The 25664-nt window shown below is 71.5% G+C and carries 20 protein-coding genes and 1 pseudogene; 6 read left to right on the top strand and 15 right to left on the bottom strand.

From position 1 onward, the window contains the following. Nucleotides 1–317 precede the first annotated feature (317 nt). Together AB0G56_RS33505 and AB0G56_RS33500 are read left to right on the top strand one after the other, a co-directional pair. On the top strand, nt 318–845 hold the full coding sequence (locus AB0G56_RS33505) for a universal stress protein (protein ID WP_360977106.1): 528 nt from the start codon (nt 318–320) through the stop codon (nt 843–845). 161 nt (nt 846–1006) lie between these two features. After that, nucleotides 1007–1573 (top strand): GPR1/FUN34/YaaH family transporter, encoded by a 567-nt coding sequence (locus AB0G56_RS33500; RefSeq protein ID WP_360977103.1) that lies wholly within the window; start codon nt 1007–1009, stop codon nt 1571–1573. Between the two features lie 58 nt (nt 1574–1631). Here AB0G56_RS33500 and glmS read toward each other — a convergent pair whose 3' ends face one another. Together glmS and AB0G56_RS33490 are read right to left on the bottom strand one after the other, a co-directional pair. After that, nucleotides 1632–3449 (bottom strand): glutamine--fructose-6-phosphate transaminase (isomerizing), encoded by a 1818-nt coding sequence (glmS, locus tag AB0G56_RS33495; RefSeq protein ID WP_360977100.1) that lies wholly within the window; start codon nt 3447–3449, stop codon nt 1632–1634. A gap of 62 nt (nt 3450–3511) precedes the next feature. Then, complete coding sequence (locus tag AB0G56_RS33490; protein WP_360977097.1) at nt 3512–3769, bottom strand: hypothetical protein; 258 nt, start codon at nt 3767–3769, stop codon at nt 3512–3514. Nucleotides 3770–3934: 165 nt separating this feature from the next. Here AB0G56_RS33490 and AB0G56_RS33485 point away from each other — a divergent pair, with 165 nt between their 5' ends. Next, a complete protein-coding gene (locus AB0G56_RS33485; protein ID WP_360977094.1) occupies nt 3935–5521 on the top strand; it encodes a metallophosphoesterase family protein in 1587 nt (528 codons plus the stop codon). A gap of 62 nt (nt 5522–5583) precedes the next feature. Here AB0G56_RS33485 and AB0G56_RS33480 read toward each other — a convergent pair whose 3' ends face one another. After that, the gene (locus AB0G56_RS33480) at nt 5584–6480 is read right to left on the bottom strand and encodes a DUF4429 domain-containing protein (RefSeq protein ID WP_360977091.1); all 897 of its coding nucleotides are present in this window, start codon (nt 6478–6480) and stop codon (nt 5584–5586) included. Between the two features lie 255 nt (nt 6481–6735). Here AB0G56_RS33480 and AB0G56_RS33475 point away from each other — a divergent pair, with 255 nt between their 5' ends. Next, entirely contained in the window at nt 6736–8313 is a 1578-nt protein-coding gene (locus AB0G56_RS33475) for a beta-N-acetylhexosaminidase (protein ID WP_360977189.1), read from the top strand. Between the two features lie 73 nt (nt 8314–8386). Here the strand turns inward: AB0G56_RS33475 and AB0G56_RS33470 are convergent, their stop codons facing one another. The 12 genes and pseudogenes from AB0G56_RS33470 to AB0G56_RS33415 all read right to left on the bottom strand — a co-directional run bounded on the left by AB0G56_RS33470 (nt 8387) and on the right by AB0G56_RS33415 (nt 23608). Then, entirely contained in the window at nt 8387–10168 is a 1782-nt protein-coding gene (locus AB0G56_RS33470) for an IucA/IucC family siderophore biosynthesis protein (protein WP_360977088.1), read from the bottom strand. Further along, on the bottom strand, nt 10165–10689 hold the full coding sequence (locus tag AB0G56_RS33465; RefSeq protein ID WP_360977085.1) for a GNAT family N-acetyltransferase: 525 nt from the start codon (nt 10687–10689) through the stop codon (nt 10165–10167). Before AB0G56_RS33465 ends, AB0G56_RS33470 begins: the two co-directional genes overlap by 4 nt. Beyond that, nucleotides 10686–11933 carry a SidA/IucD/PvdA family monooxygenase gene (locus tag AB0G56_RS33460; protein ID WP_360977186.1) on the bottom strand — a complete coding sequence of 416 codons (1248 nt, stop codon included), beginning with the start codon at nt 11931–11933 and terminating at the stop codon, nt 10686–10688. The genes AB0G56_RS33465 and AB0G56_RS33460 overlap by 4 nt, the downstream gene beginning before the upstream one ends. A gap of 58 nt (nt 11934–11991) precedes the next feature. Beyond that, the gene (locus AB0G56_RS33455; RefSeq protein ID WP_360977082.1) at nt 11992–13434 is read right to left on the bottom strand and encodes an aspartate aminotransferase family protein; all 1443 of its coding nucleotides are present in this window, start codon (nt 13432–13434) and stop codon (nt 11992–11994) included. Between the two features lie 311 nt (nt 13435–13745). Beyond that, entirely contained in the window at nt 13746–14612 is an 867-nt protein-coding gene (locus tag AB0G56_RS33450; protein WP_360977079.1) for a siderophore-interacting protein, read from the bottom strand. Between the two features lie 57 nt (nt 14613–14669). Continuing rightward, a complete protein-coding gene (locus AB0G56_RS33445) occupies nt 14670–15719 on the bottom strand; it encodes an ABC transporter substrate-binding protein (RefSeq protein ID WP_360977076.1) in 1050 nt (349 codons plus the stop codon). 93 nt (nt 15720–15812) lie between these two features. Continuing rightward, nucleotides 15813–16106 (bottom strand): annotated as a pseudogene (locus tag AB0G56_RS33440) (TetR family transcriptional regulator); the annotation flags it as partial. Between the two features lie 352 nt (nt 16107–16458). Continuing rightward, on the bottom strand, nt 16459–17673 hold the full coding sequence (locus AB0G56_RS33435) for a helix-turn-helix transcriptional regulator (RefSeq protein ID WP_360977073.1): 1215 nt from the start codon (nt 17671–17673) through the stop codon (nt 16459–16461). 217 nt (nt 17674–17890) lie between these two features. Continuing rightward, the gene (locus AB0G56_RS33430) at nt 17891–19051 is read right to left on the bottom strand and encodes an acyl-CoA dehydrogenase family protein (protein WP_360977070.1); all 1161 of its coding nucleotides are present in this window, start codon (nt 19049–19051) and stop codon (nt 17891–17893) included. A gap of 6 nt (nt 19052–19057) precedes the next feature. Continuing rightward, nucleotides 19058–19999 (bottom strand): hydroxymethylglutaryl-CoA lyase, encoded by a 942-nt coding sequence (locus AB0G56_RS33425; RefSeq protein ID WP_360977068.1) that lies wholly within the window; start codon nt 19997–19999, stop codon nt 19058–19060. A 5-nt stretch (nt 20000–20004) separates the two neighbouring features. Then, entirely contained in the window at nt 20005–21975 is a 1971-nt protein-coding gene (locus AB0G56_RS33420) for a biotin carboxylase N-terminal domain-containing protein (RefSeq protein ID WP_360977065.1), read from the bottom strand. Nucleotides 21976–21991: 16 nt separating this feature from the next. Continuing rightward, nucleotides 21992–23608 (bottom strand): carboxyl transferase domain-containing protein, encoded by a 1617-nt coding sequence (locus AB0G56_RS33415; protein ID WP_360977062.1) that lies wholly within the window; start codon nt 23606–23608, stop codon nt 21992–21994. Between the two features lie 97 nt (nt 23609–23705). Between AB0G56_RS33415 and AB0G56_RS33410 the strand changes: the two genes are divergently transcribed. Together AB0G56_RS33410 and AB0G56_RS33405 are read left to right on the top strand one after the other, a co-directional pair. Continuing rightward, nucleotides 23706–24302, top strand: a complete 597-nt coding sequence (locus AB0G56_RS33410; RefSeq protein ID WP_360977060.1) for a TetR/AcrR family transcriptional regulator — start codon at nt 23706–23708, stop codon at nt 24300–24302. 201 nt (nt 24303–24503) lie between these two features. Continuing rightward, nucleotides 24504–25661, top strand: coding sequence for an acyl-CoA dehydrogenase family protein (locus AB0G56_RS33405; RefSeq protein ID WP_360977057.1), 1158 nt, complete (start codon nt 24504–24506; stop codon nt 25659–25661). The last annotated feature ends 3 nt before the right edge of the window (nt 25662–25664 follow it).

Here is a 25664-nt window from a genome sequence, read left to right as displayed (position 1 = left end):
GATGCTTCGGTCACTGTACGGAGCCGGACGCCACCGGTACGGCGGCCTCCGGCCGGGTGCCCGGCCCTCTCCTTACGGTTTCCGGCCGGGCCGGGGCAAGTGAATCCTGTGCAAACCGCCTGTACGGGGCAGCAACCATTGCGTTACGGGCGGCGGTCGTGCATGCTCCGGTGAACCGCCACGGAGAGTGTGCGGGATCTGGGCCAAGGAGGAGTGCGGCCGTACCCTTGCGGGTATGGGGACGGGAAGACCATTCCCGGACACAGCTCCGCCGCAGATTGTCGTCCCCGACAAAGGATCACATCGCCGAGACAGCCATGGCCGGTCACGAATTCTTCGAACACGCGGACCGCAAGCGGCCGGTCGCCGACCCCACGGCGGCCGAACCCCTGGCGGCACAAGAGCCACGCCATCCCTGCGATCCGGCGTTCAAGCACGGCGTCGTCGTCGGCTTCGACGGATCGGACTCCAGCGAGCGAGCCCTCGCCTACGCGATCGGGATGGCGCACCGCACCCGGTCCGGTCTGATCATCGTGCATGTGGCCAACCGGCTGCCGACCACGGTCTGGGCGGGGTGCGAACCCCCGGTCTTCGTGGACGTGCCGGACCACCGCACCGAGGTCCTCGGCCTCGAACTCGCGTGCGCGGAGTACCTCGCCGAGGTGCCCTGGATCCTGGTCGAGCGCGGCGGCGACATCTGCCACGAACTGGAAGAGGTCGGCAAGGAGTACGCGGCGGACGCCATCGTGGTCGGCTCCACCCACGGCATCGTGGGCCGCATCTTCGGCTCGGTGGCCGGCCGGCTCGCCAAGCGGGCGCAGCGACCGGTCGTCGTCATCCCCTGACCGCCCCTCGGGTGGCGTCGGCTCTCTCCGGCCCCACCCCTCCAACTCCCTTGGCCCCCTTGGGCCGACGCGCACATTACCCGTGCGTAGAGGTGTTTGTGCTTTTGTGAAGGGCATATACCGGTCACCGCACGACTGCACAGGCATGAAGGGAGCCCGCCGTGGCCAACGACGTCCCCGCGGGAAGCACCACCACCACGATCGCCGGACGACTCGCCCTCTTCGTCACCCTGACGGCCTTCGGGCTCGGCTGCACGAGGGTCGTCCACCAGGTCACGGCGGCCGATGCCGTGACGGTCGCTCACTACGTGGGCGGCGTGGCCCTGTTCCTGGTCGGGCTGCTGGCCTTCCATGACCGCGACACCGCCTCCGGTACGGCCTTCACCGCCCTCGGCGCCCTCTGGTTCACCTGGGCGCTCTCGGCGGGCGGCCCGGTCTCCGCCAACGGCTCGGGGCTCTTCCTGGCCCTGTTCGCCGCGGTGGTCCTCACCCTCACCCTCGCGGGCGGCGACCCGCTCACCCAGGGCACCTACGGGCTGTTCTTCGTCTCCCTGGCCCTGCTTGCCGTCGCGCGCTTCGCGGACAGCGGCGGCCTGGCGAAGGCGGGCGGCTGGTTCGCCGTCGCGGCCGGCGTGGCGGCGTGGTACGCGGCGACGGCGGCCCTCGCGCACTGGCCCACGGCCCTTCCGCGGCGCGCTGCGGGGCGGGGCGCGACCGCCGCGGGTTAGCCGCGCGGGCTGGAAGTGAGGTTCATGGGGCGCCCCCGAGGGGCGCCCCACAGGCTACCTACTCCACCGTCACGGACTTGGCGAGGTTCCGCGGCTTGTCGATGTCGCGGCCCAGGGCCAACGCCGTGTGGTAGGAGAGGAGTTGGAGCGGGATGCCCATGAGGATCGGGTCCAGCTCGTCCTCGTTCTTCGGCACGACGATCGTCTGGTCGGCCTTCTCCTGCTCCTGGTGGGCGACGGCGAGGATCTTGCCGCTGCGGGCCTTGATCTCCTCCATGGCCGCGCGGTTCTTCTCCAGCAGGTCGTCGTCCGGCACGATCGCCACCGTGGGCAGCGCGGGCTCGATCAGGGCCAGCGGGCCGTGCTTCAGCTCGGAGGCGGGGTAGGCCTCCGCGTGGATGTAGGAGACCTCCTTGAGCTTCAGGGAGGCCTCGCGGGCCACCGGGTAGCCCCGGACGCGGCCGATGAAGAGCATCGAGCGGGCGTCGGCGTAGCTCTTGGCCAGCTCCTCGATCTCCCCCTCCTGCTTCATGATCTCGGAGATCTGCTCCGGCAGCTTCCGCAGGCCCTCGATGATCCGCTTGCCGTCACGCACCGACAGGTCGCGGATGCGCCCGAGGTGCAGGGCGAGCAGCGCGAAGGCGACGCAGGTGTTGGTGAAGCACTTGGTGGAGACGACGCAGACCTCGGGGCCCGCGTGCACGTAGATGCCGCCGTCCGCCTCGCGGGCGATCGCCGAGCCGACCACGTTGACGACGCCGAGGACCCGCGCGCCCTTGCGCTTCAGCTCCTGTACGGCCGCCAGCACGTCGTACGTCTCACCGGACTGCGAGACCGCGATGTACAGGGTGTCGGGGTCCACGACCGCGTTGCGGTAGCGGAACTCGGAGGCCGGCTCCGCGTCGGCGGGGATGCGGGCCAGCTCCTCGATCATCTGGGCGCCGATCATGCCCGCGTGGTAGGAGGTGCCGCAGCCGAGGATCTTCACCCGGCGCACCGCGCGCGCCTCGCGGGCGTCCAGGTTGATGCCGCCCAGGTGCACGGTGGCGAACCGGTCGTCGATCCGGCCGCGCAGCACCCGGTCCACGGCCTCGGCCTGCTCGTGGATCTCCTTGTGCATGTAGGTGTCGTGGCCGCCCATGTCGTAGGAGGCCGCCTCCCACTCGACGGTGGTCGGCTCGGCGGTCGTCCGGGTGCCCTCGGTGGTGTACGTACGGAAGTCGTCGGCCTTGAGGGTGGCCATCTCGCCGTCGTCGAGGGTGACTATCTGCCGGGTGTGGGCGACCAGCGCGGCGATGTCCGAGGCGACGAACATCTCCTTCTCGCCGATGCCGAGGACGACCGGGGAGCCGTTGCGGGCCACCACGATGCGGTCGGGGAAGTCGGCGTGCATGACGGCGATGCCGTAGGTGCCCTCGATCAGGCGCAGGGTCTCGCGGACCCGGTCCTCCAGCTTCCCGGCCTCCGAGCGGGCGATGAGGTGGACGAGCACCTCGGTGTCGGTCTCGGAGAGGAACTCCACGCCGTCCGCCTCCAGCTTGCGGCGCAGGTCGGCGGCGTTGTCGATGATGCCGTTGTGCACGACGGCGACCTTGTCGTCGGCCGACATGTGCGGGTGGGCGTTCACGTCGGAGGGGGCGCCGTGGGTGGCCCAGCGGGTGTGGGCGATGCCGGCGGTGCCCTTGAAGCGCGCCGGGACCTTCGCCTCCAGGTCGCGGACCCGGCCCTTGGCCTTGACCATCCGCAGTCCGGGGGTCTTCGGCGAGGTGACGACGATGCCCGCGGAGTCGTAGCCGCGGTACTCCAGGCGCTGCAGGCCCTCCAGGAGCAGCGGGGCGACGTCACGCTTCCCGATGTATCCGACGATTCCGCACATACAAGTCCCTTTTCCCCGAGTCGATGCAGCGGCGCCGGCGCTGCCGGTTGGCGCGGCGGCGGTCAGCCGTAGACGATGCGCCGCAGCTGCCGCAGCGACAGCTCCGGCGGTGCCACCGCGCGGTACTTCAGTTCCGCCGCGATCCGTTCGAAGATCTCCGCGTTCACCAGGCCCTGGGCCTGCAGTTCACGGTGGCGGCGGCGGACGAACTCCTCGGTCGTCTCGTCGAACCAGGCGAGCACGTCCTGGATCACGCGCAGCGCCTCGCCCCGGTTCAGGGGCGTGGACCGCGTCAGATGATCAACGAGTTCGTCGTGCACCCGGTAGATCCTGGGGTACGGGCATCACTTTCGCAAGAATCTTGCCCGATTTCGGGCAAGCGCCTGTTAAGGGGCTGGTGAGGCGTTGTTCGTACGCCGTCCACCCGCCGTCCCGCGTGCCGTCGCACCGGTCGGCCATTTTCAGACGCCATGGACATTCCTCGCATGGGCGTACCCGAGAAGCTGGCCGAGCGCATGAGCATGGCCGAGCAGCACGAGTACCTGCGTTCCAAGTTCTCGCGGCGCACGATGATCCGGGGCGGCGCGGTCACCCTCGGCGCGGTCGCGGGTGGCGCGTTCGTGACGGGCACCGCCGCGCAGGCCGCGGTACCGGCCCAGCGCACCGCCGCCACCGCCGCCCCCGCCTCCTCGGCCGGTTCCGTCGACGGCGCCCTGGTCGCCCCCTTCGGCCGCCACCTCGCCTTCGGCAACGACCCGCGCACCGAGATCACCGTCTCCTGGCAGGTCCCGGTCGCCGTCAGGAAGCCGTTCATCCGCGTCGGCGCGCACCCCTGGGACCTGTCGCGGAAGATACCCGCCGAGGTCCGCACCCTGTACACCCCGGCCGGCGTCGGCGCGAGCGGCGACCGCACCCAGTACTACCTGCACGCCAAGCTCACCCACCTGCGCCCCGGCCGCACCTACTACTACGGCGTCGGCCACCAGGGCTTCGACCCGGCCGAGCGCCACCTGGCCGGCACCCTCGGCACCTTCACCACCGCGCCCGAGCACAAGGCGCCGTTCACCTTCACCGCCTTCGGCGACCAGGGCGTCAGCTACCACGGCCTGGCCAACGACGCGCTGATCCTCGGCCAGGACCCGGCCTTCCACCTGCACGCCGGCGACATCGCCTACGGCGACCCGGCCGGGCAGGGCAAGACCAGCGACAGCGGCTTCGACTCGCGGGTGTGGGACCAGTTCCTGTACCAGACCGAGTCCGTCGCCAAGCAGGTCCCGTGGATGGTGTCGTACGGCAACCACGACATGGAGGCCTGGTACTCGCCCAACGGCTACGGCGGCGAGGAGGCGCGCTGGACCCTCCCGGACAACGGGCCCGACGCCGAGAACCTGCCGGGCGTCTACTCCTTCGTCTACGGCAACACCGCCGTCATCTCGCTGGACGCCAACGACATCTCCTTCGAGATCCCGGCCAACCTCGGCATCTCCGGCGGCACCCAGACCAGGTGGCTGGAGGCCCAGCTGAAGAAGTACCGGGCCCACCGGGACGTCGACTTCGTCGTCGTCTTCTTCCACCACTGCGCCTACTGCACCTCCACCGCGCACGCCTCGGAGGGGGGCGTGCGCCAGGAGTGGGTGCCGCTGTTCGAGAAGTACACCGTGGACCTGGTGATCAACGGCCACAACCACGTCTACGAGCGCACCGACGTGCTCAAGGGCGGCCAGGTCACCAAGAAGCTCCCGATCGGCGGCACCGCCTACCCCGAGACCGACGGCGTCGTCTACGTCACGGCGGGCGCGGCCGGCAAGAGCCTGTACGCCTTCAGCGCCGACCAGACCTACGAGGGCCACGAGAAGGACGTCGACGCCGTCTCGTCCTTCGTCTGCCTGGGGGACGGCGCCCGGCAGAAGGAGACCGTCGACTGGTCGCGCGTGCGCTACCTCGACTACTCCTTCCTGCGCGTGGACGTCACCCCGGCCGCCCGGGGCCGCCAGGCCACGCTGACGGTGCGCGGCATCGCCGAGACGGGTGCGCAGGTCGACCGCTTCACGGTGGCCCGCCGCGCCAAGTAGCGCCGGGAGCCGGAGGGCGCCGGGCCGAGCGGCAGGGCGCGGCGACCACCTGCGGGCGGTCCTCACATCCGCTTGAGGACCGCCTGCTTGGCCCGCGTGAACTCCTCGTCGGTCAGCACCCCCTCGCGGTGCAGTTCGCCCAGCTCCCGCAGCCGCCGCAGCAGCGCGTCGTGCTCGTCCTCGGCCGGGGGAGCGGCGGCCCACCCCGCGGGCCCGGCAGGCCCCGCCGGCTCCTCGGGCCCGTCGGTCAGGGCCGGGGCGGACGGGTGCGGCAGCCGCGCCTGCACCGCCGCCGCGACCAGCGCCATCAGCGGGTCCTTCTTGAAACCCCACAGCTCGACGGCGTTCGGGTCGTACTTCGGCGGCGTCGAGGAGGAGACGCCCCGCACCGCCAGCCGCAGATGGCCGTTCTCCAGACCGGCGGCGGGCAGCCACTCCACGCCGGTGATGTCCGCCAGCGCGAGGGTGCGCGTGCCCGCTTCGGCCTTGGTGTCCTCCGTCTTCCAGTTCCACTCCAGCCGGACCCGCTCGCCGTCGAAGTTCGCCGTGCCGTCCCCGGCGGACACCGACAGCGGTACGGAGGGGCCGGGCAGCAGGTACTCCGTCACCGGACCGGACGGGACCTCCTCCAGGAGCAGGGCACCGCGGACCTCCTCGACGAAGTACTCGGCGACGCCGTAGCGCTCCGGCTCCACCAGGAGCTGGTAGGGGTCGTGGGGCTCGGTCAGCCGGCCGCCGGTGGCGTGCAGCAGCGGGTCGGCGCCGTCGCGCAGCCGCAGCCTGAGCCGCCCCGCCCGCTTGCCCTGCTCGAACGAGACACCGGCCAACGCCCGCAACGGCACGAGGAGTTCACCGAGGGTGCGCCGCAGCACACTGACGTTGCGGTCCCGCCCGGGGGTCAGCCGCAGGGCGTCGCCGTCGAAGGTCCAGTTGCCGTCCTTCTGGAGGATTTCCGCCATGGGGTGATTGTTTCACCGGTTCTGCGGGAGAGTGGTCTATACCCTCGGGGTACCCCGGGCCTCCCGGGCCCCCGCCCCAGTGTGAAGGGAGCGCATGTGAGACGGCACCGCAGCACGACTCCCCGCAAGTCCCTCACCGCCCGACCCGACGGGCCCGACCGGTCCGCCCGACCCGACCGGTCCGGCCGATCAGACCGGCCCGCCCTGTCCGCCCGCACCGGCCCCGCCACCCGCACCGCCCGCGCCCCGCGGGCCCTGGGCGCCCTGCTGCTGCTGCTGGTGGCGGCGGCCGGGGCCTTCACGGTCGGCGCAGCCCCCGCCGGGCGGGCCGCGGAACAGACCCGCACGGCCACCGCGCTGGACCAGGTGATCCCCGCACCGGCCTCCGTCACGGCGGGCGGGTCCCCGTACCGGATCACGCCCGGCACCCGCATCCGCGTCGACGGTTCTGGCGAGGTCCGCCGGGTCGGCGCCTACCTCGCGGACATCCTGCGGCCCGCCACCGGCTACCGCCTGCCGCTGACCACCCACGGCCACGCGGGCATCCGACTCCACCTGGCCAAGGGGCCGTTCGGCGCCGAGGGCTACCGCATCGACAGCGGCGCCGAGGGGGTCACGATCACCGCCGGGAAACCGGCCGGCCTCTTCCACGGCGTGCAGACCCTGCGCCAGCTGCTGCCCGCCGCCGTCGAGAAGAAGTCCGTGCAGCGCGGCCCCTGGACGGTCGCGGGCGGCACCGTGCGGGACCGCCCGCGCTACGCCTACCGGGGCGCCATGCTGGACGTCTCCCGGCACTTCTTCACCGTCGACCAGGTCAAGCGCTACATCGACGAACTCGCCCTCTACAAGATCAACGAGCTGCACCTGCACCTCAGCGACGACCAGGGCTGGCGCATCGCCATAGACTCCTGGCCGCGCCTGGCCCCCTACGGCGGTTCCACCCAGGTCGGCGGCGGACCCGGCGGGTTCTACACCAAGGCCGACTACCGCGAGATCGTCCGCTACGCCGCCTCCCGCTACCTGGAGGTCGTGCCGGAGATCGACATGCCCGGCCACACCAACGCGGCCCTCGCCTCCTACGCCCAGCTGAACTGCGACGGCGTGGCGCCCCCGCTGTACACCGGCACCAAGGTCGGCTTCAGCTCGCTGTGCGCGGCCAAGGAGACGACGTACGCCTTCGCGGAGGACGTGATCCGCGAGCTGGCCGCCCTCACTCCCGGCCGCTACCTGCACATCGGCGGCGACGAGGCGCACTCCACCAGCCACGAGGACTACGCCACGATCATGAACCGGGTGCAGCCGATCGTCGCCAAGTACGGCAAGACGGTCATCGGCTGGCACCAGCTGACCGGCGCCACCCCCGCCAAGGGCGCCCTCGCCCAGTACTGGGGCATGGACACCACCAGCGCCGCCGACAAGGCCCAGGTCGCCCAGGCCGCGCAGCACGGCACCGGGCTGATCCTGTCCCCGGCGGACCGGGTCTACCTGGACATGAAGTACACCAAGGACACCCCGCTCGGCCTGTCCTGGGCCGGGTACGTGGAGGTGCGGCGCTCCTACGACTGGGACCCCGCCGCCTATCTGCCGGGGGCGCCCGCGTCCGCCGTCCGGGGCGTCGAGGCACCGCTGTGGTCGGAGACGCTGTCCACGTCGGCGCAGCTCGACACCATGGCCTTCCCGCGGCTGCCCGGGGCCGCGGAACTCGGCTGGTCGCCCGCGGCCACGCACGACTGGGACACCTACAAGGTCCGGCTCGCCGCGCAGGCGCCGCGCTGGGACGCCCTGGGCATCGGCTACTACCGCTCGCCGCAGGTGCCCTGGCCGAGCACCTGACCGGCACCGACGCACCGGCGGGCGCCCCGGAGGGCCGTACTCCGGGGCGCCCGCCCGGCTGTGTGGGCGGGACCTACCGTCCCGCCAGCGGGTTGGCCAGCGTGCCCACCAGCTGCAGCGCGCCCGACGGGTCGGACAGGTCCACCATCTGCCGGTTGTCGCGCAGTTGGAGCCGGTTGAGGCAGGACAGCGCGAACTCGGGGGCGAACAGGTCGTACTGCCGGAACCGCTCGGCGAGTTCGGGCACCGACTCCTGGTACGCGCGCACGACCTCGGCGACCGTCGCCCAGAAGCCGTCCTCCCCCAGTACGCCCTCCTCGGCCAGGATCGCGGCCAGGAAGCGGAAGAAGCAGTCGAAGACGTCGGTGAAGAGGGACAGCAGCTTGTGGTCCTCCGGGACCTCCACCCGGATCCGGCTCACCTCCGGCGGCAGCACCGCCTCCGGGTCCATCACCGCGATCTCCTCGGCGATGTCCTTGAACACCGCCCGGCGCACCACCCCGTCCTCCAGGACCAGGATCACGTTCTCGCCGTGCGGCATGAACACCAGGTCGTAGGCGTAGAAGCTGTGCAGCAGCGGCACCAGGTAGGCGCGCAGGTAGCGGCGCAGCCACTGCCGGGGCGGCAGCCCGGAGCGGGCGATCAGCGCGCCCGCGAAGGAGGCGCCCTCGTGGTCGACGTGGAGCAGCGAGGCCATGGTCGCCGGGGACTCGCCGTCGCGCAGCGAGGACACCGGGCTCTGGCGCCACAGCGCGGCCAGCATCTTGCGGTACGGCGAGTGGCGGTCCGTCGCGGCCTCGTACTCCAGGTGCCGGTAGCCGACCGCCGCCCGCTCCCGGATGACGGTGAGCCCGGTGTCCTTCAGGACCGGGTCGCCGGCGATCAGCCGGGCCAGCCAGTCGTTGATGGCCGGGGTGGCCTCCATGTAGGCGGCGGACAGGCCGCGCATGAAGCCCATGTTGAGGACGGACAGGGCCGTCTTCACGTAGTGCTTCTCGGGGTGGGAGATGTTGAAGAAGGTCCGCACGGACTGCTGGGCCAGGTACTCGTCGTCGCCCTCGCCCAGGCAGACCAGGTACCGGCGGGCGACCTCGGCGGCGAAGGTGACGGAGAGCTTGTTCCACCACTGCCAGGGGTGGACGGGTATGAAGAGGTAGTCGGCGGGGTCCAGGCCCTGGGCGGTGAGCACCCCGTGGAAGCGGCGGACCGTTTCCTCGCCCAGCTCGGCGCGCAGGAACGCCTCGTACTCGATGCCGGTGCCGGCGGTGAACGCCGCCCGGGAGCGGTGCGCGGCCAGCCACACCAGCCGCAGCGGGCTCGCCGTCTCGGGCGCGTACGACCGGTACTCGTGCACGCCGAAGCCGAGCCGTCCGTTGTTGGCGACGAAGCAGGGATGGCCCTCGGTCATGCCGGTCTCGACGTCCTGGAAGGAGCCCTTGGCCAGTTCGGCGGAGGTGACCTGGGGCTTGGAGAGCTTGTAGCAGGTGCTGGAGAGGGTGGAGGAGATCTCCTCCAGGTAGACCGGCAGGACGTCGTCGCTCAGGCCGAGGGTCTTGCGCAGCTCGACGAAGAAGTCCAGGGCCGCCAGGGGTGCTTCGGCGCCGTCGCGGTGGCGGGTGAGCGAGTCGGGGTCGACCTGCCAGTGGTCCAGGGCGCGGCGGGTGGCGGTGAAGCGGTAGCTGGTCAGCCCGTCGTCGCTGCACACGACGTAACCGTCGCCGTCGCCGTCGCCGTCCGGCTCGGGCGTGATCAGCCGTTCGTGGGCGAACTCGGCGAGCGCCTTGCGGATCAGCAGGCGGTTCGCCTGTGCCCAGCGTTCGGGGGAGAGGTGGGAGACGGCGTCGGCGAGGCTCACGCGGCCACCGCCTTCTCGAACTGCTCCCGGGTGCAGAAGCTCAGCAGGGCCTTCTTCTCCGGCTTGCGGATCTCCCGCTCGGCCACGAAGCCGACGGCCTCGTTCAGGGCGTGCACGGCGGTGTTGCGCACGTCGGGCTCGACCACGACGCGCCGGGTCGCCGGGTCCTCGAACAGGTACCGCAGCACGGCGGTGATCACGGCCCGGGTGAAGCCGTGCACGGGGGTGTCGGTGGGCGCGACCAGGAAGTGCATGCCGACGTCGCCGGGCTCGGCCTCGTACAGGCCGGTCAGTTCGCGGTGGGCGGGGTCGTAGCGTTCCATCAGGAAGACGGGCTCGCCGTCGTCCAGGCCGAGGAAGGCGTCGTGGTGCGCGTCGCCCGCGATCTCCAGGTAGGCGCGCTCGACGTCCTCCGGCCTCGCGTCCTGCATCATCCAGAACACCGCCTTGGGGTGCGTGACCCAGCCGTGCAGCAGCTCGGCGTCCTGCGTCGGGTCGAGCGGGCGGATCGTGAAGGTCATACGGCGAACTCCTGGAATGCGATCGACTTCTCGACGGGGTAGTACTCGGTGCCGAGCAGCTCGCGGATGATGCAGCTGTTGCGGTAGGCACCCATGCCCAGGTCGGGGCTGGTGATGCTGTGAGCGTGCACGCCCGCGTTCTGGAGGAAGACGCCCCGGCCGGTCACGTCGACGGCGTAGTTGCGCCCGATGGCGTGGTTGCCGTGCGCGTCGTAGCGCAGCCGGTGGCGGACGGGTGCGAGGAACTCCGGTTCGGTGTACTTGTATCCGGTGGCCAGGACCAGGCCCTCGCTGCGCAGCTCGAAGTCCTTGCCCTGCTCCTCCTGGCGGAAGCCGAGGGTGTAGGTGCCGTCGGCGCGGTCGTAGGCGGCGCTGTTCAGAGCGGAGTTGGTGAGCAGGCGGGTGGGGACGGGGCCGCTGAGGTTCTTCCGGTAGAGCAGGTCGAAGATCTCGTCGATCAGGTCGCCGTCGATGCCCTTGAACAGGCCCTTGTGCTGCTCGGTGAGGCGGTAGCGGGTGGCTTCGGGCAGCGCGTGGTAGTAGTCGACGTACTCCGGTGAGGTCATCTCCAGCGTGAGCTTGGTGTATTCGAGCGGGAAGAAGCGCGGGGAGCGGGTGACCCAGTTCAGCCGGTAGCCGTGGACGTCGATCTCGCCGAGCAGGTCGAGGTAGATCTCGGCGGCCGACTGGCCGCTGCCGACCAGCGTGATCGACTTTTTGCGCTGGAGCATCGCCTTGTGCTCCAGGTAGCGGGAGTTGTGCAGGAAGTCGCCGCCGAGGCCCTGGCAGGCGTCGGGCAGGTGCGGCGGGGTGCCGGTGCCGAGGACCAGCCGGGGCGCCCGGTAGGCGGTCCCCGTGTCCGTCCGCACCGTGTACAGCCCGTCGCCCTCGTCGTACGTCACCTCGGTCACCGTCGTGCCGAAGCGGACGCTGCCGAGCCGGCCCGCCGCCCAGCGGCAGTAGTCGTCGTACTCGACGCGCAGCGGGTAGAACGACTCCCGGATGTAGAAGGAGTAGAGCCGCCCCTTCTCCTTCAGGTAGTTGAGGAAGGAGTACGGGGACGTCGGGTCGGCCAGGGTGACCAGGTCCGACATGAACGGGGTCTGCAGGTGGGCGCCGTCGAGGAACATCCCGGCGTGCCACGTGAAGTCGGGTTTCGACTCCAGGAAGACGCCGTCGAGTGCGTCGATCGGCTCGGTGAGGCAGGCGAGGCCGAGGTTGAAGGGGCCGAGCCCGATGCCCACGAAGTCGTGGGTCGTGGCGGTGGTGGCGGTGGTGCCGGTCGTGGCGGCGGGTTCGGCTTCAGGACGCGCGCTCAAGGGACTCTCCCAGGTACTGCTCGGCGTGGCCGGCGATCAGGTCGAGGACGGCGGCGAGGTCGTCCGTGGTCGTCTCGGGGTTGAGCAGGGTGAACTTCAGGTAGTGGCGGCCGCCCGCCTTGGTGCCCGCGACCACGGCGTCGCCGGAGGCGAACAGCGCCTTGCGGGCGTAGAGGTTGGCGCGGTCGACGGCGGCCGGGTCGGTGACGGCCGCGGGGACGTAGCGGAAGACCAGGGTGGACAGCGACGGTTCGACGACGACCTCGTAGCGGGGGTCGGCGGCGAGCATCCGCCAGCCCTCGGCGGCCAGGTCGCACACCTCGTCGAAGAGCCGCCCGACGCCGTCGGCGCCCATCACGCGCAGCGTCGTCCACAGCTTGAGCGCGTCGAAGCGGCGGGTGGTCTGCAGGGACTTGTCGACCTGGTTGGGGATGCGTTCGGCGACCGTGCGGCGGGGGTTGAGGTACTCGGCGTGGAAGGTGGCGTGCCGCAGGGCCACCGCGTCGCGGACCAGCACGGCCGACGAACTCACCGGCTGGAAGAAGGACTTGTGGAAGTCGACCGTGACCGAGTCGGCGCGCTCGATGCCGGTGAGCAGGTGCCGCCGGGTGGGGGAGACCAGCAGGCCGCAGCCGTAGGCGGCGTCGACGTGCAGCCAGGTGCCGTACTGCGCGCACAGCCCGGCGATCTCGGGCAGCGGGTCGATGGAGCCGTAGTCGGTGGTGCCGGCGGTGGCGACCACGGCCATGGGCACCAGGCCCTCCCGGCGGCAGCGCTCCAGCTCGCGGGCGAGCGCCACCGTCCGCATCCGCTTGTCCCGGTCGACGGGGACCGGGATCACGGCGTCGGGGCCGAGGCCGAGCAGTTTCGCCGACTTCTGGACGCTGAAGTGACCGGCCTCGGAGGTGAGGACGCGCAGCCGTGCCGGGTCGTCGGTCTTGGCCTCCTCGCGGGCCAGCAGCAGCGCCTGGAGGTTCGACTGGGAGCCGCCGGAGGTGAACACGCCGTCGGCGGCGGGGCCCAGGCCGATCCGGGCGGCCGTCCAGTCGACGAGCTTGCGCTCGATGAGGGTGGCGCCGGCCGACTGGTCCCAGGTGTCCAGGGAGGAGTTGACGGCGGACAGGATCGCCTCGCCGAGCACCGCCGGGACGACGACCGGGCAGTTGAGGTGGGCGACGTAGCGGGGGTGGTGGAAGTAGACCGCGTCCCGCAGGTAGACCTCGTCGAGTTCGTCGAGGACGGCGGTGGTGTCGCCCAGCGGCCGGTCGAGGTCGATCCCGTCGATGCGGGGGGCCAGGGCGTCGGGCGTGACACCGGTGAACGGACGGTCGGTGGCGGCGAGTTTGGCGGCCACCCGCTCGACTCCTTCGGTCACGGAGCGGCGGTAGTGCTCCGCGGTGAGGTCATTGAGCAGGTGCGAGCGCATGGGGGGTCCTCCGGGGGTGGGGACGGTCCGGGGCAGGACGTGGCGAGGGGCGGAGCCTCGATCGACTTAGGTAAGGCTAACCTAACTTTGCTCATGCTCCGCCCCTCGGTGAGTGGTGTCACTGGTGTGGCGGGTGGGTCGGGGGGCGGTGCGCGCGGGGGCGCGTCACTGCTGGGTGCGGGTGCGGGTGCGGGTGCGGGTGCGGGCGCGGTGGGGGCGCGCGTGGTGGCGCCTCACTGCTGGGCGCGGGCGAGGGCGCGCGCTGTGGGGCCTCACTGCTGGGCGCGGGCGAGGGCGCGCGCTGTGGGGCCTCACTCCTGGGCGCGCAACTGCTCCTCGGTCACCCCGTGCCGCCAGTAGCCGACGAAGGTGACGCGCCGCTTGTCGATGCCGCGCTCGGCGACGCAGTGACGGCGCAGCGCCCGCACGCAGCCGGACTCGCCGGCGAGCCAGACGTACGGCCGCTCGGCCGCGGGCAGCCGGGCGCCGAGCAACGCGCCGAGGGCCATGGGGGAGCCCTCGGAGCGGCTGCCGTCGCGCACCAGCCAGGTGATCTCGGCGTCGGCGTCGCACGCCACGTCCTGGACGTCCCCGGGGTGGCGCACCTCCAGCCAGGCGCGCACCCGGGTGCCGGCCGGCAGGGACTCCAGGATCGCGGTCGCGGCCGGTACGGCCGTCTCGTCGCCCCACATCACCACGAGGTCGGTGTCCTCGGGCGGACGGAAGCGGATGGCCCGGTTGTCCGCGACCGCCGGACCGAGCAGCAGCACGCGGTCGCCGGGCGTGGCGCGGGCGGCCCAGCGGGAGGCGGGGCCCGCGGGGACGGCGGCGCCGGACTCCGTCCCGTGCAGGGCGAAGTCGATGTCGATGCCGGTGGTCCGGCCTGTGGCGTCCCGGTGCAGTGCGCGCAGGGTGTAGGAGCGCATCACCGCCCGCACGTCGTCCGGCAGTTCGCGCCAGCCCTGCCACCAGCCGTCGCCCAGCTCCAGCGGGACGGCGGGCTCGCGCTGTCCGGGGTGCGGCAGGAACAGGGAGAGGGACTGGTCGCGCCCGTGGGAGGCGAAGGCGTGCAGGTCGGGTCCGGCGAAGCCGATCCGGACGAGCGACGGGCCGAGCCGCCTCGTCCCGGTGACCTGCAAGGAGAAGAATCGGAACGGGGCGGCCACGGCCGTCGTCATGGGTGCTCCTGAGTCGTCGTCAGTTCGTCGTCAGGGGGCGGCAAAGGGCGCTGGGGGTCAGGAGACCTTCTTCGCGGTCTCGATGGCCTTCGCCAGGTCGTCGAGGAGCGGCACGCACTTGTCGTAGGACAGGATCGGCTCGGGGTTGCGCGCGATGACCTGGCCGGCCTTGACGGCGGGCAGCTTCTTCCAGGTGGCCTGGGTGATCGCGGCGGGCTGGATGGCCGAGGTGCGGTTGTCCATCATGATGATGTCGGCCGGGTACTTGTCGATGTTCTCCCAGCTCAGCGACTCGTACCAGCCGCCGCCCTGCTTCTTGGCGCTCTCCGGGGGCTCGACGAAGTTCACGCCGAGGGCCTTGAAGTACTCCAGGTCGATGGAGAGGTTGGTGCCGGAGACGTAGAACAGGTCCTGGCTGGCGGAGCCGACCATCACCTTGATCTCCGGCTTGGCCTTGGCGGCGGCGCGCAGCCGGGCGGCGGCCTCCTCGAAGCGCTTCCTGGCCTGCTTGACCTTGTCACCGGTGACGTCACCGCCGAGGGACTTGGCGAGCGCGAGCATGCGCTCCAGCGGCTCGGTCAGCTGCCGGTCGTAGACGGAGATGCCGACGGTAGGGGCGCCCACGGCGAGGATCTTCTTCTTCTGCTCCTCCGGGACGTACCAGAGGGTGCCGGCGCCGTCGAACATCGTGGAGACGAGGAGGTCGGGGGCGAGGGCCGCGTACTTCTCGATGTTGAACTGGCCCCACTCGTTGCCGAGGCTCGTCACCTTGGTGACGTCCAGGTCGCCGGCCTGCACGTCGGGCTTGCCGTCCTTGGTGGTCGTCGGGCCGAAGACGCCCTTGACCGGGACGCCGTAGTCGTGGAGGGCGGCGGCGACGCCGACGAACGCGACGATCGCCGAGGGGGTCCTGTCGGCCTTGACCGTCTGCCCGCGGTCGTCCTTGAACGTCCAGGGGCCGGACTTCGCCCCCGCCGCGCCGCTGCCCGACCCCCCGCTTTTCCCGTCGTCGGTGCCGCAGGCCGCGAGCACGGCCCCGAGTCCGAGGGCGCCGCCCGCGGCCAGGATGCCGCGGCGGGAGAGGGTGGTGGCACGGGCGTTGGACATGGGTATGGCTGCTTTCGAACGGGGCGGCGCACCGCCGGACAGGTTCGAAGGTAGGTTAGCCTAACCTCAGTTCCTGTCCAGGGGGAGGGGCGCCTACCCGGCGTCCAGCGCGGGGGCGACCACGGCGAACGCCCTGTCGAGCAGGCCCGCGGCGTCCTCGGTGCCGTCGCTGTCGCTCCACCGCCGCAGCGCGGCGTTGAAGGCCGTGAGTGCGAGGCCCGCGGCCAGTTCGGGATACAGGTCCCTCGCGGGGTCCACTTGCTGACGCCGCGCCAGCTCCTCCGTGAGATCCCGTCGCCACTGCTCCTGGCGCTCCAGGAAACGCGCCAGCAGCGGCGGGGTGCGCAGGATCAACTGCACCACGCGCAGCGTCCTGGCGGCGTGGTCGGGCCGCGTCGAGCAACCCACTCTTACAGCGGTACGTGGTCCAAGGTCCGGCTACCTTTTGGCCGCGTACCGTCCGGGACCCGTCAAAGCCCCACCGGTGCTGGTCACCGGCTGCTGCTTACGCCGTCAGGCGTCACGCTCCCGCAGTCTCTCCTCACGAGTCTTGACCACCCGCAGCCGGTCCGGCCGTTGCGAGGTCCACCGGTCCGGCCCGTGCTCCGCGGCATGTCGGTCTGCTCTCTCAGATCGGCCGGGCCCCGGGGCCGGTCGCACGGCCGCCGGGGCGCTGTCCGCTCATGGAAGCGTTACGTCAGGGGCACCGACAGGGACGCAACGTCCCACTTTCAGCACGCTATTTGCCGACCCCCAGGAACTCTGCCAACGACCCGAGCCCCGGTGGATGGTTGGGGAGTGCCCAGAGGTCGCGCACGATGGCCACGGCCAGCGTGTGGTGCTGCATCCACGTCGGCGCCACGCGCCGCAAGGACTCCAGGGTTTTCACCGCACCGACCGCGTCCCCGGTGTCCGTGTGGGCTCGTGCCACGTCCAACAGCAGCCAGGTCCGCCAGGAAGGCGGCGTGTCCTTGCTCAGCCGCATCCCCTTGGCCAGTGCCAGGGCGTCCTGCGGGTGGCCGTACTGGACCGCGAGACGCACGCGTTCGATGCGGACCGACGACGGGCTGAAGACGCTGACCATACGGTTGTCTCCGGCGTCGGGCAGCTTCGCGACGCGGGCGGCCTCCTTCTCGGCCGTCTCCATCATCGCGGCCGCCCGTTCGTAGTCGCCGCTTCGTGCCGCCGACGTGGCGGCGTTCATGGTCAGCGCGCCCCAGACCTTCAGGCCGTCGGCCGTGGCGGTACGGCCCGCGCCCGCCATGTCGTCGGCGGTACGGAGCGCGATGCCCAACGCGTCTTCCAGACGCCCCTGGCGCTGGTAGGTCCACGCCGTGGAGTTGACGATCAGCGGCACGAGCAGCGGATCGGAGGACTGCCCGGCAGCGTCCATGGCGCGTTCCAGGCTGATGAGAGCGAGGTCCGTCTTCCCCATCCGCACGGCGACGTGTCCGGCGAGCTGAAGTGCTTTGCCGAGGGCCGCGAAGCCGGCCCTGCGGTCGTCCTCGCTGTTCGAGGCCGTGACGGCGCGCGCATCCGAGATCAGCTCCGGCAGTGCCTTCATCACCGTGTCGAACTCGGCGGAGTGGTACTGCGTCCAGCCGTCCGCGATCTGCTCTCGCAGGCGGCCCAGCGAGAAGTCGGGCCCTGGCGGCCCGGGCTCCGGTCCCCAGAGCGCCGGCATGATGGCCCGTCGCACCGCCACGAAGCGCGGTCCGTCGTTCTCCCCGCTGGAGGAAACGGCGGGCGGATCACCCAGAAGCGTGGTCAGCTCCACGCCGAGACCGTTCGCCAGCGCGTGCAGGGTGGGGAGACGTGCGGAGTGCTTCCGCCCCTGTTCGAGATGGCGGATCACGTCGACGGACACACCGGAGCGCTCGGCCAGCTCTTCTTGAGTCAGGGAGGCCAGACGGCGCAAGCGGCGCAGGGTCCGTCCCAGGTCATCGTTGGCCACGCTGCCACGGTAGCCCGCCACGCCCGGCAGGGGGGCGGGTGGCAGTGCCTGCCTCTGGTCGTTCGCTGATGGTGGCATGGACCTCCAGCGCTCGGTGTGGATCGGCGGCAGCAGGCTCGTTGCCGTCACGGTTCGTCAACTCCGTGGGACACGTGTGCCGGAGTGATGGCGGACCAGCACTCGGGCACACGCGCGGCCTCACAGGAGCGACACCACCTCAGCCAGTCAGCCCCAGCTCCCGCGCGATCAGCATGCGCTGCACCTCGCTCGTGCCCTCGCCGATCTCCAGGATCTTGGAGTCGCGCCACATGCGGGCGACCGGGTACTCGTTCATGAAGCCGTAGCCGCCGTGGATCTGGGTGGCGTCGCGGGCGTTGTCGACGGCGATCGTCGAGGAGTACAGCTTGGCGAGGGCGGCCTCCTTCTTGAAGGGCTCGCCCGCGACCAGGCGGTAGGCCGCGTCCCGCCAGGCCAGGCGCGAGGTGTGGGCCTTCATCTCCATGTCGGCGATCTTGAACTGGATCGCCTGGTTGGCGCCGATCGGACGGCCGAAGGAGTGGCGTTCCTTGGCGTACTTCACCGACTCGTCCACGCAGCCCTGGGCCAGCCCGGTCGCCAGTGCCGCGATGGCGATGCGGCCCTCGTCGAGGATCCGCAGGAACTGCGCGTAGCCGCGGCCCTGTTCGCCGAGCAGGTTGGCGGCCGGGACCCGGACGTCCTGGAAGGACAGTTCACGGGTGTCCGAGGCGTTCCAGCCGACCTTGGAGTAGGCGGGGGCCACGGTGAAGCCCGGCGTGCCGGACGGGACGATGATCGCGGAGATGACCGGCTTGCCGTCGGGCTTGCGGCCGGTCACGGCCGTGACCGTCACCAGGCCGGTGATGTCCGTGCCCGAGTTGGTGATGAAGCACTTGGTGCCGTTGATCACCCACTCGTCGGTGGCCGGGTCCAGGCGGGCCGTCGTCCGGGTCGCGCCCGCGTCCGAGCCGCCGTCCGGTTCCGTCAGGCCGAACGCGCCCAGGATCTCGCCCGCGCACAGACGCGGCAGCCACTCGCGCTTCTGCTCCTCGGTGCCGAACAGGTGCAGGGGCATGGCGCCCAGGGAGACCCCGGCCTCCAGGGTGATGGCGACCGAGGAGTCCACCCGGGCCAGCTCCTCCAGGGCGATGCCGAGGGCGAGGTAGTCGCCGCCCATGCCGCCGTACTCCTCGGGGAACGGCAGCCCGAACAGGCCCATGCGGCCCATCTCGCGCACGATCTCGTACGGGAACTCGTGCCGCTCGTAGAAGTCGCCGATCTTCGGCGCCACGACGTCGTGCGCGAACTGCTCGACGGTGCGGCGCAGTTCCTCCAGCTCGGGGGTGAGGTGGTGGTTCATCGTCGATCACTGCTCCTTGTGGGAGAGGGCGCGGAGGGTACGGGAAGGGCTGGGGCGGCCCAGGTGCGCGGCCATCCACTCGCTCGTGGCGACGAGGCGGCCGAGGTCCACTCCGGTGTCGATGCCGAGGCCCCGCAGCATCCACACCAGGTCCTCGGTGGCGAGGTTGCCGGTGGCGGACTTGGCGTAGGGGCAGCCGCCCAGGCCGCCCGCGGAGGCGTCGACGGTGGTGACGCCGTGCTGGAGGGCGGCCAGGGTGTTGGCGAGGGCCTGGCCGTAGGTGTCGTGGAAGTGCACGCCGAGCGCCGAGACCGGCACCCGCTGCTCACTGAGCGCGGACAGCAGCTCCAGGACGTGCCCGGGGGTGGCGACGCCGATGGTGTCGCCGAGGCTCAGCTCGTCGCAGCCCATGTCGAGCAGGGCCCGGCAGACCTTGACCACCTGGTGGACGGGGACCGCGCCCTCCCACGGGTCGCCGAAGCACATCGACAGGTAGCCGCGCACGTGCGCGCCCGCGTCCTTCGCACGCCGCACCACCGGCTCGAACATGGCCAGTGCCTCGTCGACCGTCCGGTTGAGGTTGGCCTTGGCGAAGGACTCGGTGGCGCTGGCGAAGACGGCGACCCTGTTCGCGTGCAGGGACAGGGCGCGGTCCAGGCCGCGTTCGTTCGGCACGAGGACCGGGAGGTCCACCGGGAGGTCGCTGACGAGTGGGAACAGGGCTTCCGCGTCGGCGAGTTGGGGCACCCACTTCGGGTGGACGAAGCTGGTGGCCTCGATCGTCGTCAGGCCCGCCTCGGCCAGGCGGCGGATGAACTTCGCCTTGATCTCGGTCGGAACCGTCGCCTTCTCGTTCTGCAGGCCGTCGCGCGGGCCGACCTCGTGGATCCTGACCCGGGCGGGCAGGTCCGGGGCCGGCACGACCATGGGCAGGGCTTCGGTGGTCATTCCCGTCATTCCTGCGCCGTCCCTTCCTCGTCGGGCCGTGCGATGGCCTCGTCGTGCGGTGCGATGACCGCGAGCACCTGGTCCATGGCGACCGTCGTGCCCGGGGTGACGTCCAGCTCGGTGACCGTGCCGGCGTGCGGGGCGGAGATGACGTGCTCCATCTTCATCGCCTCGACCACCAGCAGGCTCTGGCCCGCGGTCACCTCGTCGCCGACGGCGACCTTCACCACCGTGACCGTGCCGGGCATGGGGGCGGTGAGCGAGTCGGCGCCGGAGTGGGCGGCGCGGGTGAGGGAGGCGGCCACCGGGTCGTGGTCGCGCACGTGCCAGGCGTCGCCGTCGCGGCCCAGCCAGTCGGCGGCGCGGTGGAAGGTGTGGCGGACGCCGTCCAGGGTGACGGCGACCGTGTCCCCGGTGACCGTGTGCGTGCCGCGCGGGGCGTACTCCACCGGTTCGGCCGCCCGCAGCCAGAAGGCCACCGGCTTCGGCTCGCCGCCCAGGCGCCAGCCGCTGGGCACGGAGAACGGGTCGGTCCAGCCGCCTTCCCGCGGGGACTTCGGGCGCAGGGCGTCCAGGCGGACCGCCGCCGCGGCCTCGTAGACCTCCTCCGGTACGTCGGCGGGGGCCAGCTCGTCCACCACCCGCTCCACCAGGCCGGTGTCCAGCTCCCCGGCCACGACCGCCGGGTGGGCCAGCAGCCGGCGCAGGAACCCGGCGTTGGTCTGCACGCCCAGCGTGACCGTCCCGGCCAGGGCCGCGCGCAGCTTGCGCAGCGCGGTCGCGCGGTCGGGGCCGTAGGCGATCACCTTGGAGAGCATCGGGTCGTAGAGGCTGCCGACCTCCGTGCCCTCGCTCAGCCCGGAGTCGGTGCGCACCCCCTCGCCCTGCGGCTCGCGCAGCCTGAGCACCGTGCCGCCGGAGGGCAGGAACCCGCGCGCGGGGTCCTCCGCGCACAGGCGGGCCTCGACCGCGTGACCGGTGAGGGTGACGTCCTCCTGCGCGTACGGCAGGTGCTCGCCCGCCGCGACCCGCAGCTGCCACTCCACCAGGTCCAGGCCGGTGACCAGCTCCGTGACCGGGTGCTCCACCTGGAGACGGGTGTTCATCTCCATGAAGTAGTACGACGACGGGTCGCCGCCGGGGACGATGAACTCCACCGTGCCCGCGCCCCGGTAGCCGCACGAGCGGGCCGCCTGCACCGCGGCCTCGCCCATCGCGGCCCGGATCTCCTCGTCGAGGAGCACACTGGGCGCCTCCTCGATGATCTTCTGGTGGCGGCGCTGGAGGGAGCACTCGCGCTCGCCGAGGTGGATCACGTGGCCGTGGCCGTCGGCCAGGACCTGGATCTCGATGTGCCGGGGCGTGTCCACCCAGCGCTCCACGAGCAGGGTGTCGTCGCCGAAGGAGGCGCGGGCCTCGCGGCGGGCGGCGGCGATCTCGTCCGCCAGCAGGTGCTCCTCGCGCACCAGCCGCATGCCCTTGCCGCCGCCGCCGGCCGACGGCTTCAGCAGCACCGGCATGCCGATGGCGCGGGCGGCCTCGGCGAGCTGCCCGTCGCTCAGCCCCGAGCCGCTGGAGCCGGGGACCACCGGCACCCCGGCCGCAGAGACCGTCTCCTTGGCGCGGATCTTGTCTCCCATGAGGGCGATCGCGTCCGCCGGTGGGCCGATGAAGACCAGGCCGGCCGCCTCGCAGGCGCGCGCGAAGTCCGCGTTCTCCGCGAGGAAGCCGTAGCCGGGGTGGACGGCCTGCGCGCCGGTACGGGCGGCGGCATCGAGCAGCCGGTCGACGGACAGGTAGCTCTCGGCCGCGGGCGCCGGGCCGATCCGTACCGCCGCATCGGCCTCCCGGACGTGGCGGGCGTCCGCGTCGGCGTCGGAGAAGACCGCCACCGAGCGCACGCCGAGCGCGCGCAGGGTGCGGATGACCCGGACGGCGATCTCGCCGCGGTTGGCCACCAGAACTGTGTCGAACATGTTGATGAAGTCCCCCTCACATCCGGAAAACGCCGAACTGGGGGTCGCCCAGCGGAGCGTTGGCGCACGCGGTCAGGGCCAGGCCCAGCACCTGCCGGGTCTCCAGCGGGTCGATCACGCCGTCGTCCCACAGGCGGGCGGTGGCGTAGTAGGCGCTGCCCTGGTGCTCGTACTGGGCGCGGACGGGCGCCTTGAAGGTCTCCTCGTCGTCCACGGACCATTCCTCGCCGCGCGCTTCGAGCTGGTCGCGCTTGACCGTGGCGAGCACGGAGGCGGCCTGCTCGCCGCCCATGACGGAGATCTTCGCGTTCGGCCACATCCACAGGAAGCGGGGGGAGTAGGCACGGCCGCACATCGAGTAGTTGCCCGCGCCGTAGGAGCCGCCGACGACGACCGTCAGCTTGGGCACGCGCGCGCAGGCCACCGCGGTGACCATCTTCGCGCCGTGCTTGGCGATGCCGCCCGCCTCGTAGTCGCGGCCCACCATGAAGCCCGAGATGTTCTGCAGGAACAGCAGCGGGATGCCGCGCTGGTCGCACAGCTCGATGAAGTGGGCGCCCTTCTGGGCGGACTCGGAGAACAGGATGCCGTTGTTGCCGACGATGCCCACCGGGTGGCCGTGGATCCGGGCGAAGCCGGTGACCAGGGTCTGCCCGAACTCCGCCTTGAACTCGGCGAAGCGCGAGCCGTCCACCACGCGTGCGATGATCTCGCGCACGTCGTAGGGGGTACGGGAGTCCACGGGCACCGCGCCGTACAGCCCGTAGGGGTCGACCTTCGGCTCCACGCTCTCGGTGACCTGCCAGGGCAGCGTCCCGCGCGCGGGAAGGGTGGAGACGATGGTACGCACGATCCGCAGTGCGTGCGCGTCGTCCTCGGCGAGGTGGTCGGTGACACCGGAGGTCCGTGAGTGCACCTCGCCGCCGCCCAGCTCCTCGGCGGTCACGACCTCCCCGGTGGCCGCCTTCACCAGCGGCGGGCCGCCCAGGAAGATGGTGCCCTGGCCCCGGACGATCACCGCCTCGTCGCTCATCGCCGGGACGTACGCCCCGCCCGCCGTGCACGAGCCGAGCACGGCCGCGATCTGCGGGATGCCCGCGCCCGACATGCGCGCCTGGTTGTAGAAGATCCGGCCGAAGTGCTCCCGGTCGGGGAAGACCTCGTCCTGCATCGGCAGGAACGCGCCGCCCGAGTCGACCAGGTACAGGCACGGCAGGCGGTTCTCCAGGGCCACCTCCTGGGCCCTCAGGTGCTTCTTCACCGTCATCGGGTAGTACGTGCCGCCCTTGACGGTGGCGTCGTTGGCGACGATCACGCACTCGCGCCCGCTCACCCTGCCGATCCCCGCGATGACCCCGGCGGCCGGGGCCTGCCCGTCGTACATCCCGTCGGCGGCCAGCGGGGCCAGCTCCAGGAACGGCGAGCCCGCGTCGAGAAGGGTGTCCACGCGCTCGCGTGGCAGCAGCTTCCCGCGCGCGGTGTGGCGGGCCCGCGCCCGCTCGCCGCCGCCGAGCCGGGCGGCGGCCAGCTTGCCGCGCAGCTCCTCGACGAGCGCCCGGTGCGCCTGTTCGTTGGCCCGCCAGGCCTCCGACGCGGGGTCGGCCGCGCTCGTCAGCTCCGGTGCCTCCTGCATCCTCGCGGTCCCCTCACCCAGTGATCCACTGTTAATGAGCGTTAACCCATTTCCTTCAGGTTAACGAGCGCTAACGCCGCTGTCTAGAATTGTTCTCATGGCCACGCGAACCGACGCCCCCACCCGCCGCGAGCAGATCCTCAAGGAAGCCGCGCGGCTCTTCGCCGAACGCGGCTTCCACGGCGTCGGCGTCGACGAGATAGGCGCCGCGGTGGGCATCAGCGGACCGGGCCTGTACCGGCACTTCCCCGGCAAGGACGCCATGCTCGCGGAACTGCTGGTCGGCATCAGCGGCCGGCTGCTGACCGGGGCGAAGCGGCGCCTGGCGGAGGCGGACGGGGCGGCGGGTCCGGGCGCGGTCCTCGACTCGTTCATCGAGGGGCACATCGACTTCGCGCTCGACGACCGCTCCCTCATCACCTTGCACGACCGCGAGCTGGACCGCCTCCGGGACAGCGACCGCAAGCTGGTGCGCCAGCTCCAGCGGCAGTACGTCGAACTGTGGGTGGAGGTGGTCCGCCAGGTGCACCCGGACCTCGCCGAACCGGCCGCGCGCTCGGCGGTGCACTCGGTGTTCGGATTGCTGAACTCCACGCCGCACCTGGGGCGGCGGGGGGTTCTGCCGGGGCGGGGGGCCACGGCGGAGCTGCTGCACCGGATGGCCCGGGGGGCGTTCGCGTCTGCGGCGGGCTGAGCAGGGGCGCCCATGGGGGTGGGCGATGCGCTTCGTCGGCGGGTGCGCGGCGGTGGGGGTTGATCGCGCAGTTCCGCGCGCCCCCTTGGGGGCGCTTTACGTGACGCGCGTTACCAGCCTCACTCTTTACTGCCCCCCGTACTCGCCGGTACGTTTGTATGAGCAAGCGCTTAGACAGTCGAGGTCGCGGAGGTGGGCGGCGTGCGCCGTACGGTGTTCAACGAGGATCACGAGGCGTTCCGGGAGACCCTCCGCGCCTTCATCGAGGCCGAGGTCGTACCCGTGTACGACGAGTGGTTCGCGGCCGGCCAGGCCCCGCGCGACTTCTACTACAAGCTCGGTGAGCTGGGCATCTTCGGTATCAACGTGCCCGAGGAGTTCGGCGGCGCCGGCCTGGACAGCCACAAGTTCGAGGCCGTCCTGTACGAGGAGACCGCCCGCGCGGGCGTCAGCTTCGGCGGCTCCGGCGTGCACGTGCTGCTCGCCCTGCCGTACATCAAGATGCTGGCCACCGACGAGCAGAAGAAGCGCTACCTGCCCAAGTTCGTCACCGGCGAGGAGATGTGGGCCATCGCGATGACGGAGCCGGGCACCGGTTCCGACCTCGCGGGCATGAAGTCCACCGCCAAGCTCTCCGAGGACGGCACGCACTACGTCCTCAACGGCGCCAAGACCTTCATCACCGGCGGCGTCCACGCCGACCGCGTCATCGTCTGCGCCCGCACCGCCGCGCCGACCGCCGAGGACCGCCGCCACGGCATCTCCCTGTTCGCCGTGGACACCAAGTCCGAGGGCTACTCCGTCGGCCGCAAGCTCGACAAGCTGGGCCTGCGCACCTCCGACACCGCCGAGCTGGCCTTCGTCGACGTCAAGGTCCCGGTCGAGGACCTGCTCGGCGAGGAGAACAAGGGCTTCTCCTACCTCGGCCACAACCTCGCCTCCGAGCGCTGGGGCATCGCCTTCGGCGCCTACGCGCAGGCCAAGGCCGCCGTCCGCTTCGCCAAGAGTTACGTGCAGGAGCGCACCGTCTTCGGCAAGCCCGTCGCCCACTTCCAGAACACCAAGTTCGAGCTGGCCGCCTGCCAGGCCGAGGTCGACGCCGCCGAGGCCGTCGCCGACCGCGCCACCGAGGCCCTGGACGCCGGCGAGCTGACCTCCGCCGAGGCCGCCTCCGCCAAGCTGTTCTGCACCGAGGTCGCCCACCGCGTCATCGACCGCTGCCTCCAGCTCCACGGCGGCTACGGCTACATGAACGAGTACCCGATCGCCCGTCTGTACGCGGACAACCGCGTGAACCGCATCTACGGCGGCACCAGCGAGATCATGAAGTCGATCATCGCCAAGAACATGGGCCTGTAGGAC

It is taken from the genome of Streptomyces sp. NPDC021356, assembly GCF_040641015.1.
GTDB lineage: Bacteria > Actinomycetota > Actinomycetes > Streptomycetales > Streptomycetaceae > Streptomyces.
This window is presented reverse-complemented; position numbering and strand designations above follow the sequence as displayed.

Coding starts and splice junctions, on each gene's coding strand:
- AB0G56_RS33480 (WP_360977091.1), bottom strand. CDS start 6,480: ATGGCGGAAATCCTCCAGAAGGACGGCAACTGGACCTTCGACGGCGAC.
- AB0G56_RS33450 (WP_360977079.1), bottom strand. CDS start 14,612: ATGACGACGGCCGTGGCCGCCCCGTTCCGATTCTTCTCCTTGCAGGTC.
- AB0G56_RS33445 (WP_360977076.1), bottom strand. CDS start 15,719: ATGTCCAACGCCCGTGCCACCACCCTCTCCCGCCGCGGCATCCTGGCC.
- AB0G56_RS33455 (WP_360977082.1), bottom strand. CDS start 13,434: ATGCGCTCGCACCTGCTCAATGACCTCACCGCGGAGCACTACCGCCGC.
- AB0G56_RS33410 (WP_360977060.1), top strand. CDS start 23,706: ATGGCCACGCGAACCGACGCCCCCACCCGCCGCGAGCAGATCCTCAAG.
- AB0G56_RS33425 (WP_360977068.1), bottom strand. CDS start 19,999: ATGACCACCGAAGCCCTGCCCATGGTCGTGCCGGCCCCGGACCTGCCC.
- AB0G56_RS33505 (WP_360977106.1), top strand. CDS start 318: ATGGCCGGTCACGAATTCTTCGAACACGCGGACCGCAAGCGGCCGGTC.
- AB0G56_RS33465 (WP_360977085.1), bottom strand. CDS start 10,689: ATGACCTTCACGATCCGCCCGCTCGACCCGACGCAGGACGCCGAGCTG.
- AB0G56_RS33430 (WP_360977070.1), bottom strand. CDS start 19,051: ATGAACCACCACCTCACCCCCGAGCTGGAGGAACTGCGCCGCACCGTC.
- AB0G56_RS33485 (WP_360977094.1), top strand. CDS start 3,935: ATGGGCGTACCCGAGAAGCTGGCCGAGCGCATGAGCATGGCCGAGCAG.
- glmS (WP_360977100.1), bottom strand. CDS start 3,449: ATGTGCGGAATCGTCGGATACATCGGGAAGCGTGACGTCGCCCCGCTG.
- AB0G56_RS33420 (WP_360977065.1), bottom strand. CDS start 21,975: ATGTTCGACACAGTTCTGGTGGCCAACCGCGGCGAGATCGCCGTCCGG.
- AB0G56_RS33415 (WP_360977062.1), bottom strand. CDS start 23,608: ATGCAGGAGGCACCGGAGCTGACGAGCGCGGCCGACCCCGCGTCGGAG.